This is a genomic window from Methylobacterium sp. FW306-05-D (genome assembly GCF_058782155.1).
Map to the genome: position 1 here is coordinate 1 of NZ_JBYSXL010000105.1, position 11,437 is coordinate 11,437.

Here is an 11,437-nt window from a genome sequence, read left to right on the forward strand (position 1 = left end):
GGGCTGGAGGGCGAGGCGGGCCGGGTGGCCCGGGTCCGGCTCGCAGACGGATCGGCCATCGAGGCCGACCTCGTCCTCGTCGGCATCGGCGTGGTCCCGAACCAGGATCTGGCCGAGGCTGCGGGCCTCGCCGTCGGCGACGGCATCCACGCCGACGCCTTCCTCGCCACCTCCGACCCGGCGATCTCGGCGATCGGCGATTGCGCCCGCGTCCCGAGCCGCTTCGCGGAGGGCCGGCCCGTGCGCATCGAATCGGTGCAGAACGCCGTCGACCAGGGCCGCTGCCTCGCCGCCCGCCTCGCCGGACATCCCGCCGCCTACGCGGCGGTGCCCTGGTTCTGGAGCGACCAGGGACCGCACAAGCTGCAGATCGCCGGCCTGACGCGGCCCGACGATTCCAGCGTCGTGCGCCCGTCCGAGAGCGGCCTGTCCGTCTTCCGCTTCCGCCAGGGCCGCCTCAGCGGCGTCGAGACGGTGGACCGCCCGGCCGACCACATGGCGGCGCGGCGCATTCTGGGCCTCGGGCTGCCCCTGACGCCCGAGGAGGCCGCCGACCCGGCCCGCGACCTGAAGGCCCTCGCCAAGGGCGCGGAGCGATCCCGGTCCTAGCGGTCGTTCTCGGTTGTCAGGGCGTCCAGCCGCGTGCCCTCGCCGCGACCCTGCCCGCTCAGGCGGACCCCGGCCGAGCCGCCCTCCTGGCTGAACACCACGCCGTGGGCCATGAGCGTGCTGCGCAGCGCCTCGATCTGCCCCGAGGGCTGCTCCCGGCCGCCCGATTCGAAGTCGCGCACGAAATCCGCGCCGAGCCCGAGCTTGCCCGCGAGGTCGGCCTCGGACCAATTCAGCAGGGCCCGGGCCGCCCGCGACTGGGCGGGGCTGATGATGTTCGGGCCCGATGCCGCCGGCTGCAGGCCGCTCGGGGTTCCCTCGTCCGATCCCGTCACCCTGTCCACTCCCTGGTGTCGCTGCGCCGGGACAACGGCAGCCCGGCGGGTTCGTTCAATGCGAACCGCCCCCGGGGACGGTTAACGGGGGATCGTGCCGGCTTCCCGTCGAATCCCCGCCCACGCGGCCTTGACCATATTTGTGCTGGAATCTTATCCGATGGGCCGCAGGGCCCGTCCCATCCCGAGCGGTTCCGCGCGCACGCCCCGCGTCGAGCCCCGAGGGGACCGGCAAGGTTGCAACGTTCGACGCGACGCGAAGCGCGCTTGAAAGGGGGCCAGACGATGAGAGCGATCCGAATCGCCATGGTAGCCGGCGCGATCGCGGCCGGGACCATGACCACGGCAGCGACCGCCCAGATGGGCAACAACGTCACGGGCTTCGGCCGAGACGCCCGCGAGAAGCCCGAGAAGAAGCAGTACGTCCCGGCGGCCAAGCCCCAGGAAAAGATCTTCCCCCTCGATGCCACCTGGACGGCGGTGAGCCTGAACGGCAAGCCCTTCGGCGGCAACGACCGCCCGAGCTTCACGATCGACAAGCAGTACCGCGCCCGCGGCTACGGCGGCTGCAACACCTTCGCGGCCACCGCCTTCCCGCTCAAGGAGCAGCACCTCGCGGTCGGCCCGCTCGCCCTGACCAAGAAGCCCTGCGACAAGGGCCTCGGCGCCAGCGAGCAGGACTTCTTCATCGCCCTGCGCACGGCCGGGCAGTGGGATCTCGTCGGCTCCCAGCTGGTGATCAAGAGCCAGAAGGGCGAGCTGCGCTTCGACCGCGCCCTCTGAGGGAGGTCCGCGGCCGGCGCCTTTAAGCCTCCGTTGACGACGATCCGCGGTCGCGGCCGCGGATTTACCCGCCGTTCAAGCCGCTCCGTGCCTCCTATCCCCGCCGCCGGCCGTTCCGGCGCACGGGGAGTACGCGATGGGCACCAGGGTGGAATGGACCACCGGCAGCAACGGCCTCCGGCCCGGCCTGCGCGAGGAGACCCGCTACGTCTGGCCCCAGGGACTCCATGCAGGCGCCGCGATGATCGTCACCGCCAGCCCGGTCGTCGCCACCATGGTGATGCTCTGCGCCGCCCTGCTGACGCACTGATCCGGCGGCGCCGTCGGGCAGCGTCCGAATCGAGAAACAAATTCTCTCATCCTCGCGCTTCACAGTAGAAGACTACTCCGTCTCCGCGGCACGATTGCCGACGGAGAAGGATTGTCTTTGATCTGCGGGCTTTGTCGATTGCCTCGACAGAAACGACGCGATATCTCCCGGCCCTGAGTTCGTTCCAGGCGAGGTCCGGCGCGCCGTTGCGCCGGCCGCCGAGACGCAAGCCTCACGCTGTTCAGGAGAGATCTATGGCCGAGTCCCAGAGCCCCGCTTCGACCCGCACGCCGGGCCACGGCCACATCTTCGGCTCGATCACCGAGACCATCGGCAACACGCCCCTGGTCCGCCTCAACCGCATCACCAAGGAGCACGGGGTCGACGCCGAGATCCTCCTGAAGCTCGAGTTCTTCAACCCGATCGCGAGCGTGAAGGACCGCATCGGCGTCAACATGATCGACGCCCTCGAGGCCTCCGGCAAGCTGAAGCCGGGCGGCACGCTGGTGGAGCCCACCTCCGGCAACACCGGCATCGCCCTCGCCTTCGTGGCGGCCGCGCGCGGCTACCGCCTCATCCTGGTGATGCCCGAGACCATGTCCCTGGAGCGCCGCAAGATGCTGGCCTTCCTCGGCGCCGAGCTCGCGCTCACCCCCGGCCCGCAGGGCATGAAGGGCGCCATCGCCAAGGCCGAGGAACTCCTCAACGAGATCCCGGGCGCGATCATGCCCCAGCAGTTCTCGAACCCGGCCAACCCTGAAATTCACCGAAAGACCACGGCCGAGGAGATCTGGAACGACACCCAGGGCCAGCTCGACGCCTTCGTGGCCGGCGTCGGCACCGGCGGCACCATCACGGGCGTCGGCTCGGTGCTGAAGCCCCGCCTGCCCGGCCTGAAGATCGTCGCGGTCGAGCCCACCGACTCGCCGGTGATCTCCGGCGGCCAGCCGGGCCCGCACAAGATCCAGGGCATCGGCGCCGGCTTCATCCCGGACAACCTCGACAAGTCGATCATCGACGAGGTCATCACGGTCTCGAACCAGGAGGCCTTCGACACCTCCCGCCAGCTGTCGCGCCTCGAGGGCATCCCCGGCGGCATCTCCACCGGCGGCAACGTGGCCGCGGCCCTGAAGCTCGCCGCGCGTCCCGATTTCCGCGGCAAGCGCATCGTCACGGTCGCCTGCTCCTTCGCCGAGCGCTACATCTCCTCGGCACTGTTCGACGGCCTCTGAGACCGGCCGGCGGTCCGGGCGACGCAGCCCGGGCCGCCCCACCGAAGATCTCCGATCCGCCCGCGCCGGGCCCCCGCCGGCGGGGGCGAAGCAACCTCGGGCCGTGCGCCGGGTTGAGCCTCCGACACCAGGAGGACACCATGACCGACGAGCCGCGCGCGCAGGGCGCGCTGAAGGGCCTCGACGCCGACCGCGCCCCCGAGGGTCCGACGCAGGACAACGCGCCTCAGGACGGCACCCCGCGCGCCGGGTCGACGCCCCCGGGCGGCAAGCCGGAGAGCGGGACGCCCGCGACCCTGGAGGCCATCGGCGCCGCCGCGCGGACGGCCGAGACCTCGGGCGCCGCCCACGAGGCCATCGAGCGCGCCACCGCCCCGAACGGCAAGGATGCGGGAGAGTAGCCATGCCGAACGAGCACATCCCCATCGTCGGAACGCGCAAGCCGGACGACGACGTCGGCAAGCCCGGCGAAGCCGCCGCCGCGGGCGGTGGCCAGTCGGCCGACCAGGCCGCGATCACCCGGCAGGATTCCGGCGGCCGGAGCGACACCGACCGCAACGCCGCCTGGGATGGCACGCCGAAGGGACGCAACCCGGCTCCGGCCGGCGGCTCGTCCGACGGTCAGTCCGACCGTCCCCGCTCGCCCGCCGTCGGCTCCGAGGAGTGACGCGATGACAGGCCCCGACGACACCGACCCGCAGAACGACCAGACCCCGCCGAAGGGCAAGCCGGCCAATACCGCGCCGGACGCGGTGATGGACCCCAACGAGAAGACCGAGGGAAAGCCCGGCCAGGGCCCCAAGGGCGGCGGCCAGCCGGACGGCGAGACGGACCCGGGTGGCGGCTGACGCGACTTCCTGACCGACGCCGGTCCTTCGGTCATGACGGACCGTCGACATCGGCTCCGAGAGACGCCCAGGGCCGGCGAAATGCGGAACCCTGGACCACGCCTGGCGCTGACCGTTCTCAGGCGCTCTCCATGCGGTCTGGCACACGATCTGCAACCTCGGGGAAGCGGACCTGATGGACAGGGAGCGAGGTCGCCTGGGATGCCATCGGCACACCGTTCTCTTCCTCTGCGCCTTGCGGTTTAGAAACAGCATGGCTGTGCTGCCGATGTCATCCGTTGCTCTGCCCGCTGGCTGGAAGGACTTTTGATGGATCGGACCGCCAAACCTTCTCAGAATCCAGTATCGATCGCGATCCCGCGCCGGCACGAGGCATTACAGCAGTTTTCTTTACTATTTCCAGCGCAAACCTAGTGCATATATATTGATGACGTGATGTCTAACTTTCTCGGGTGACGTGCCCAGGAAAATCTGACATAGATGCGCGCAACCTAGACTAACCGGCGCACCAGAAATGATGCATGACAGTTCGACCGTGGATCGCGATAGCCGGGATCGCCTGATGATCCCGATGGAGGCCAAGAGCGGGTTCATCCCCAGCCTCAACGGCCTGCGCGCGCTCAGCATCATGCTTGTGTTTCTGTCTCACACCGTCAGCAACAAGATTTTTCCAGGCGGCTTCGGCGTCAGGATTTTCTTCGTAATCAGCGGCTTTCTCATCACACGTCTATTATTCGTGGAACTGAAAAGCCGCGGAAGCATTGACCTGACCCAATTCTATATTCGCCGCCTACTGAGACTTTATCCGGTCATTATTTGTTTTACGATTGTCGTCCTGGCAATATGCGCTATCTGGTTTCCGTCGCGGATCCATCTGGTCGAGGTCCTGTCGGGGCTGTTTTATTTCGCGAATTATTACTACGCGAACCTTTCGGAGGCAGGAGATTTTGGGCAAATCATGCCCTTCATCATCTTCTGGTCTCTTTCGGTTGAAGAGCATTTTTATATATTTTTCCCGCTGATCTTCGTTTTTTTCGGAAAGAGTCCGACAAACCTCGTCGGTGTTTGCCTTTTTCTCTGCGGACTTTGCCTCTGCCTGCGCCTCTTCGGCGCGATGTTGCATCCGGAGTTGCTATCGACGAAGGTTTTCTACTTTGAGACGCAATATCAGATCGATGCCATCGTGTACGGCGTCCTCGTCGCTGTTCTCTGTGAAATGAATCGCGGCCGCACCATTCTCCGCGCCTTATGCCATCCGGCTTACGCCTTCGGCGCTGTCGCCCTCATCGCTTTCTGCTTCGCTTATCGAGATATTTTCTTCCGAGAAACCACCCGCTATTCCCTGCTAAGCATTGCCATTGCAGTCCTCCTGACAAATGTTCTCTTCTCATATCGGTTTCGATTTGCAAGATTGGTCTTAAATACCCCAATCCTGGAGTATATCGGCAGGCTGAGTTACTCGATTTATCTTTGGCACTTCGCTATCGTGACCCTGATCGTGCTTCCAAGCCCAAGCAAATGGCTGAGCGTACCGATTATCACGCTCGCAACGGCTCTCGTCTCGATGGCGTCGTATCATCTGATCGAGCAGCCCATGGCGACTTTGAGACATCGTCACAAATCGGTCGCACCCGCGGAAGCGATCTGACGTCGGCACCCTCGGCACGGCCATGGCGCGCGTCGTTCGCGAGCTATGCTGCCACAAGAGCGTTCGCGTGCCACGGGGAAGAGGAGGCCCGGATCAACGGCTTCCGGTCAGCCCTGTTTCATGCCGAGGCCTACCAGCACATCCGGCTCGAGGGGTGCCTCGTAAGCCCAATAGGCCCAGGGGAATCGCCTTTGTTCCGCCGCAGCCCGGACCGCGGCGAGCCAGGCCACGCGGTCCTGCGCGACCCCATCGCTGGCCGAGACGGGCCAGACAGCGCCGAATTCACCCAGAAGCACGCGCTCGTTTGGGATGCCGTTGCGTCGAGCCCAGGCAGCGACGGCATCGAACCGGCGATCGATGACGTCACGACCGGTTGGTGTCCCGAAGTAGTCGCGGATCAGCTTCTGGCTCTGGGCGATCACCGCCGCCTTGCGGTCAACGGACACTTTCGAATCGGCGTTGATGCGTGCGGTTGCGCCTTCGAGCAACGTCTCCGCTTGTCCGGGCTGAGGCGGCCAACGCATGTTCTTCAAATAGCCGGCGTTCTCACCCGGGACACCCTGATGGGTGAAGGTGTGCGGGTCGTAGAAGTGAAACGTATAGAGGACGTTGCTCGACTTGAAGGGTGCCGGGTCGAGGCGAAGCAGGGCATCGATCGAGCTCCATTGCGCCCCCGTGAGCACCAGGGGAAGCTGAGGTGCCGCAGAGCGCGCCGCTGCATGGAGCCGCTCCATCATCGGCTGCCAGCGCGGGAGTTCGGCCGTCTTCACGATCCGCGGCTCGTTGATGAGTTCGAAGGCCACCCGGTCGGGCGGGAGGCTGGCGAGGCTTCCGGCGACCCGGCCCACCATCTCCACGTAGCCGGTGAACAGATCGGCGTTCTCGGGGGCGATCAGGCGGTCGGGCGCATAGATCGGATTGACGGCCACGGGATGCAGATCGACCACCACCGAGAAGCCTGCGGCGAGGATCTGGCGGACCGTCCGCTGGAGGATCGCCATCAGCTCGGGCTGCCGTTCGGCGGGACTCGCCATCAGGATGCTCGGATCGACCGTGAGCCGGATGAAATCGAACCCCGTACGCCTGAGTTCGGCGAGGGCCTCGTCGCCGATGTGGTAGCGCGGCGTCGCGAAGGGCGGCCAGACGTAGGTGGTCTGGTTGTCGTGCCGCTCAACCAGGGGCCAGTTCAGGATCCCGTGGATGTTCATGCCGCGGCGCAGCGCGGGCGCGCCATCCTGGGCCGGGGCGACCCGAGGCGCGAGGGCGGGAAGTCCGACCAGGAGCGCCGTGAAGGCGCGGCGGCTGAGGCAGGGCGTGTCTGGTCTTGAGGAAGAATTCTTCCAGCGAAGGCCCATGGCGTGGGATCTCCAATCTTGAGGTCGCCGATCCGTTTCAGGCAAATGATCGGATTGGCCAGTTCGTTGATGTGCTTCGAGGTCGAACTGGCGCGGCCGAGCGGGAGATCAGGCACCTCTCAGGGAGAAGGATTCGGAAGGTCTTCCCGCTCTTGACGATTGGAGTGGGCTTCGCGCGCGTCCGACGTTGGACCGCGGATCGAATTGCAGGACGACAAACAGGGCGACGAAGCAGACGACGCCGTCGAAACCGGTGCAGACGAAAGGAGTCGACTCGGTGATACCCATGAAAAGCGCAGCGGTGACGATCAGGACCGGAGCCTCAAGGGCATTCCGCTCCGCCTCCAGACGGACCTCCTGGAGATGTGCGACGACGCGCACGAGGCTCCTGATGACGGGCCCGAAGAACAGCACGAAACCAACGACCCCCAGATCCAGCAGGCTGGCCAGATAGAGGCTTTCGGGCCCCGCGATTTCCTGCTGGGCATAACTCGCGACGAACTCGAGGAATGTCGGCCCTCCAAGCGATTGATAACCGTGACCCAGGATGGGTGACAGTTGGATGTAATCGACGGCGAGCGCCCAGATTTCCGTCCTGCCCGTGAGCGACGAATCTCGACCGAGAAGGCCGAAGAATTGATCGTAGAACAGGGTCAGCAGCATAGACCCGACAAAAAGACCACCTATGATCGCGACGAGGGCGACGAACGAACCGCCGGCCCGACGAATTCGGAGAAGGGCCAAGGCACCGACCATGGTGACGGCACCGATCAGCGATGTCGCGGATCCGGAAAAAATCAAGCAAGCCCCCGCGCACAGCAGGGCAATCAACGTGTAGATCCGCGGCGCCTTCATCATGCTGGGATAGAACAGAAGCAGGATCGTTCCGAAGGCCCCCCACGGACCCAACCCGTTCTTGTGGCTGAACAACCCTCTCCAGCGGCCGACATGGTTTGACTGGACCATTTCCTCCCCTGAATGCACGCCGACCGAGGGGAGAAACACCGCGAGCAGCGTGCTCAGGATCACGACTGCGGCGATGACATGAACCAGGAGCGTCATGACCCGCTCACGACCCAACCGTAGAATGAGAGGAGCCATCGCGAAGTACAGCGCGGTCAAGACGATCGCCGACCTCAACACACCCTTCGTATCATCCGCCCAGAAGAACGAGACCATGGCCAGGATCAGGTAGGGAAGCAGCGATAGCGGAAGCGCTTCCCTGATCGCATGGACACCCGCACTGGCAGCCACGGTGAACACGGTCAGAACGCAGAGCCCGAAGCGCACGTAGACCAGAACCGCGCCGATCGGATCCTCCACATTCGGATCCTTGAGGCGATTGAAAAATACGTCCCTACCGATCGATCCATACGCGACGATCAGAAGCACAAAAAACACTGAAAGAAGGAACCGCTCGATCCCGGAAGCAGCCGCCACAGAGCCGTTCATATTCTTGGATTGCCGAGACGATATCATGACGTCCATCTAAGATAAGCGAATCTTATAGAAATCTGGGCCGTTTCTATCATCGACGAAGAACATCGACAGCGCGGAGGCGGCAGACGATCGGCGTCCGGCAAACGTTCTCGCTGGTCTCTTTATCCCACCGACACATCCACCTCCGCCAGATCAAACGCAAGAGCCACAGGTGGACGCGCATTTCAGTAGCAGTGTGCAATGCAACCCGATATGGGCCATTCTTGGATGGGATCGCCTCGGGGGGACCAGAGTGCGAGGATTTCTCATCCAGCGATGGAATGTCCGCCAATCAGCTCGCGCTTTGCCCCATGCACAGCCGCAACCCTGAGGTTTCGTCTAAGGCGGTGTCAGGTCGACCACGTCCCACCGTTCGACCCAGGATCGGGAAAGATGGTGACGATGATGCGTCCCCGCTGGCTTCGTCGATCGGCGCTCGCTGTCGCCCGGATTGGCCCGTGTCGCGCACGATGACGAATTGCCCGTCGCGAAAGCCCCCTCTCTACGCCTCGACTGGCGGAGCTTGCCCGACGCTCGACCCGACTTTCCTCCGCCCGTGCAGGAGACGCTGACACCGTGCCCGAACGCCAGACCCGACGCCGTCGCATCGCGATCTTCGCCCCGCACTACGCCGAATACACGATGCGACTGGCGATCGCCCTCGCGGCGAAGGCCGATGTCCTGCTCGTGGCGGAAGTCGCGAACGTGCGCAACGAGTGCCGGGCCGAGCTGGTCTCGGAGGCGCGCCGCGCGCTCACGCTGGTCACCTACGAGGCCCACAGCCGGATCGGACGGGTCCTGGCCACGGCCCGCATCCCCGCGACGGTCGTCGCCTTCCGCCCGGATGTGCTGCACGTCCAGGAACAGCCGGACAAGCTGACGGCGCGCATCGTCGGCCTGCTCCGCAGGCTGGTGCCGATCCTGATGACGGTTCACGACCCGCGCCCGCATAGCGGCCGCGACGCCGCCTATGCGCGGCGCCAGGACGTCTACCGGCAGAGGCTGCGCTCGGCCGCGGCCGCCTTCCATATCCACGGCGACCACTGTCGCCGGGAACTGATCCACGCGGTCGGAGCGCGGCGAACCATCGTCAACACGCTGCACGGCGTCATCCTGTGCCCCGAACCGCAGGAGCGCCAGACGCCGGAGAGCGGGCGCATGCTCTTCTTCGGACGCATGGAAGCCTACAAGGGGCTCGAGACCCTGCTCGATGCGGCCGACGCCCTGCAGGCGCGCGGAACGGGCTGCCGCATCGTCGTGGCCGGGCGCGGCCCGGAACTCGACCGCCTGCGCGCGCGCCTGCTGGCGCATCCCAGCATCGAAGTCCTGGAGAAGTTCCTGACCCCGGCCGAGGCCATGGAGCAGTTCCAGCGCGCGGAGATCGTGGTGGCGCCCTACCAGGACGCGACGCAGAGCGGCGTCATCGCGGCGGCGATCGGCAACGGGCGGGCGATCGTGGCGAGCGCGGTGGGCGGTCTCGTCGATGCGGTCGCCGACGGCGTCAGCGGCATCCTGGTGGAGCCGGGGCAGCCGGACGTCCTGGCGGGTGCCCTCGCCGACCTCGTGGAAAACCGCGGCCGCCTGCGGCAGCTCATGGCCGGCAGCGAGGCCGAGGCATCGGGACGTTTCGCCTGGGAGACCATCACCGACGATCTGCTGGCGGCCTACGGTGACCTGTCGCGCCGCTGAGGAAGTCCAGCGCTCGGCGAGCGGCGGCGCCGAACACCGGCCACCGGGATGGCCGGGTTCGGCGCCGGGTGGTCCGATCCTAGGCGTGCAGGAGGCCGTGGTCCTTGAAGGCGAAGTCGTCGACGGTCAGAGATCCCGGCAGGACGTTCTTCAGCAGGATCGTGTCCGTCGCGCTCAGGCTGATGAGCGTGTCGTTTCCGGAAGCGCTCATGTGGCCCTTCAGGCTCGCGAAGTCGGCGATCTCGGACTTGTCGAGCCACAGGGTGTCGTGACCGCGGGCCGAGCCTGCATGGAAGCCCTCGATGACATCCTTTCCGAAGCCCGCGGCGAAGACGAAGGTGTTGCTGCCGAAGCTCTTGAAGGTGTCGGTGACCCCCGCGGTGGAGACGAGCGTCTGATCGGCCAGATAGGCCGTCTGGGTGTGAGAGCCGTTCAGGTTCGTCTGGTCCACGAATTCCAGCTTGCCGTTCGCGCCGTAGCTGTCGTGTTCGGCAACGTACGACTTGCCCGAGATGCCCGACAGGAACACGTCCTTGCTGTTGTCGGCATGGATCTGGGTCTCGGACGTGAGCGTGCCCTTGGCGTCGAACAACTTCGTGATCGTATCGGCGCCGAGGAACTTCTGTAGGATCAGGCTGCCATCGGCCCGGAACTGCTCCTGCAGGACGACCTTGCCGGCGCTGTCGTAGCTGGTGTGGGCCGAGGCGTAGTCCTTGTTCACGATCCCGCCGAGATAGACCTCATAGGACTTGTCGGCGTGCTGGATCGTCTTGTTGGTGAGAACGCCGGCCGCGTCGTAGGTGTCGGTGGTGGTGTCGATCCCGACGACCTTCTTCATCACCAGGCTGCCGTTGGCCCGGAACTGCTCCTGCAGGACGACCTTGCCGGCGCTGTCGTAGCTGGTGTGGCCCGAGGTGTAGTCCTTGTTCACGATCCCGCCGAGATAGACCTCATAGGACTTGTCGGCATGCAGGATCGTCTTGTTGGTGAGCGTCCCCGTCGCGTCGTAGGTGGAGGTGATCCGGTTCCCGTCGACCACGGACACGTCCGTTCTCGCCAATTTCACAGGGGCCGGGGTCGTGGCCGGTGTGGAGGGAGCGGCCTGAGAAGGGGCAGGGCTGGACTGGACTGGGATGGACGGGGCCGGGG

At 65.6% G+C, this 11,437-nt stretch carries 13 protein-coding genes; 9 read left to right on the forward strand and 4 right to left on the reverse strand.

Translation table 11 applies throughout. From position 1 onward, the window contains the following. Positions 1–609: oxidoreductase C-terminal domain-containing protein (locus AC3WLN_RS22105; protein WP_492484875.1), on the forward strand; the 609-nt coding region annotated here is incomplete at its 5' end. Here the strand turns inward: AC3WLN_RS22105 and AC3WLN_RS22110 are convergent. Then, positions 606–944, reverse strand: a complete 339-nt coding sequence (locus AC3WLN_RS22110) for a helix-turn-helix domain-containing protein (protein WP_492484877.1) — start codon at positions 942–944, stop codon at positions 606–608. The two genes, AC3WLN_RS22105 and AC3WLN_RS22110, sit on opposite strands and share 4 nt — an antisense overlap. Positions 945–1,229: 285 nt before the next feature. Between AC3WLN_RS22110 and AC3WLN_RS22115 the strand changes: the two genes are divergently transcribed. The 7 genes from AC3WLN_RS22115 (at position 1,230) to AC3WLN_RS22145 (ending at position 5,765) form a co-directional block, all read left to right on the forward strand. Next, positions 1,230–1,727, forward strand: a complete 498-nt coding sequence (locus AC3WLN_RS22115; protein WP_463772903.1) for an META domain-containing protein — start codon at positions 1,230–1,232, stop codon at positions 1,725–1,727. Between the two features lie 136 nt (positions 1,728–1,863). Beyond that, positions 1,864–2,037: a hypothetical protein gene (locus AC3WLN_RS22120; protein WP_492484879.1), complete on the forward strand. Its 174-nt coding sequence runs from the start codon at positions 1,864–1,866 to the stop codon at positions 2,035–2,037. A 254-nt stretch (positions 2,038–2,291) separates the two neighbouring features. Next, positions 2,292–3,269, forward strand: a complete 978-nt coding sequence (cysK, locus tag AC3WLN_RS22125) for a cysteine synthase A (RefSeq protein ID WP_492484880.1) — start codon at positions 2,292–2,294, stop codon at positions 3,267–3,269. A 140-nt stretch (positions 3,270–3,409) separates the two neighbouring features. After that, positions 3,410–3,670, forward strand: coding sequence for a hypothetical protein (locus AC3WLN_RS22130; protein WP_492484882.1), 261 nt, complete (start codon positions 3,410–3,412; stop codon positions 3,668–3,670). A gap of 2 nt (positions 3,671–3,672) precedes the next feature. After that, entirely contained in the window at positions 3,673–3,936 is a 264-nt protein-coding gene (locus AC3WLN_RS22135; RefSeq protein WP_492484883.1) for a hypothetical protein, read from the forward strand. 4 nt (positions 3,937–3,940) lie between these two features. After that, the gene (locus AC3WLN_RS22140) at positions 3,941–4,117 is read left to right on the forward strand and encodes a hypothetical protein (protein ID WP_492484885.1); all 177 of its coding nucleotides are present in this window, start codon (positions 3,941–3,943) and stop codon (positions 4,115–4,117) included. Between the two features lie 562 nt (positions 4,118–4,679). Next, positions 4,680–5,765 carry an acyltransferase family protein gene (locus AC3WLN_RS22145; RefSeq protein ID WP_492484887.1) on the forward strand — a complete coding sequence of 362 codons (1,086 nt, stop codon included), beginning with the start codon at positions 4,680–4,682 and terminating at the stop codon, positions 5,763–5,765. Positions 5,766–5,872: 107 nt separating this feature from the next. On the opposite strand, the gene AC3WLN_RS22150 is transcribed toward AC3WLN_RS22145, so the two are convergent. Together AC3WLN_RS22150 and AC3WLN_RS22155 are read right to left on the reverse strand one after the other, a co-directional pair. After that, positions 5,873–7,120 (reverse strand): glycoside hydrolase family 5 protein, encoded by a 1,248-nt coding sequence (locus tag AC3WLN_RS22150; RefSeq protein ID WP_492484889.1) that lies wholly within the window; start codon positions 7,118–7,120, stop codon positions 5,873–5,875. Between the two features lie 108 nt (positions 7,121–7,228). Next, positions 7,229–8,572: an O-antigen ligase family protein gene (locus tag AC3WLN_RS22155; RefSeq protein WP_492484891.1), complete on the reverse strand. Its 1,344-nt coding sequence runs from the start codon at positions 8,570–8,572 to the stop codon at positions 7,229–7,231. A 603-nt stretch (positions 8,573–9,175) separates the two neighbouring features. On the opposite strand from AC3WLN_RS22155, the gene AC3WLN_RS22160 reads away from it, so the two are divergent. Continuing rightward, positions 9,176–10,288 carry a glycosyltransferase family 4 protein gene (locus AC3WLN_RS22160; protein ID WP_492484893.1) on the forward strand — a complete coding sequence of 371 codons (1,113 nt, stop codon included), beginning with the start codon at positions 9,176–9,178 and terminating at the stop codon, positions 10,286–10,288. A 79-nt stretch (positions 10,289–10,367) separates the two neighbouring features. On the opposite strand, the gene AC3WLN_RS22165 is transcribed toward AC3WLN_RS22160, so the two are convergent. Continuing rightward, positions 10,368–11,327, reverse strand: coding sequence for a hypothetical protein (locus AC3WLN_RS22165; RefSeq protein WP_492484895.1), 960 nt, complete (start codon positions 11,325–11,327; stop codon positions 10,368–10,370). Positions 11,328–11,437: the final 110 nt, after the last annotated feature.

Coding starts and splice junctions, on each gene's coding strand:
- AC3WLN_RS22115 (WP_463772903.1), top strand. CDS start 1,230: ATGAGAGCGATCCGAATCGCCATGGTAGCCGGCGCGATCGCGGCCGGG.
- AC3WLN_RS22120 (WP_492484879.1), top strand. CDS start 1,864: ATGGGCACCAGGGTGGAATGGACCACCGGCAGCAACGGCCTCCGGCCC.
- cysK (WP_492484880.1), top strand. CDS start 2,292: ATGGCCGAGTCCCAGAGCCCCGCTTCGACCCGCACGCCGGGCCACGGC.
- AC3WLN_RS22130 (WP_492484882.1), top strand. CDS start 3,410: ATGACCGACGAGCCGCGCGCGCAGGGCGCGCTGAAGGGCCTCGACGCC.
- AC3WLN_RS22135 (WP_492484883.1), top strand. CDS start 3,673: ATGCCGAACGAGCACATCCCCATCGTCGGAACGCGCAAGCCGGACGAC.
- AC3WLN_RS22140 (WP_492484885.1), top strand. CDS start 3,941: ATGACAGGCCCCGACGACACCGACCCGCAGAACGACCAGACCCCGCCG.
- AC3WLN_RS22145 (WP_492484887.1), top strand. CDS start 4,680: ATGATCCCGATGGAGGCCAAGAGCGGGTTCATCCCCAGCCTCAACGGC.
- AC3WLN_RS22150 (WP_492484889.1), bottom strand. CDS start 7,120: ATGGGCCTTCGCTGGAAGAATTCTTCCTCAAGACCAGACACGCCCTGC.
- AC3WLN_RS22155 (WP_492484891.1), bottom strand. CDS start 8,572: ATGAACGGCTCTGTGGCGGCTGCTTCCGGGATCGAGCGGTTCCTTCTT.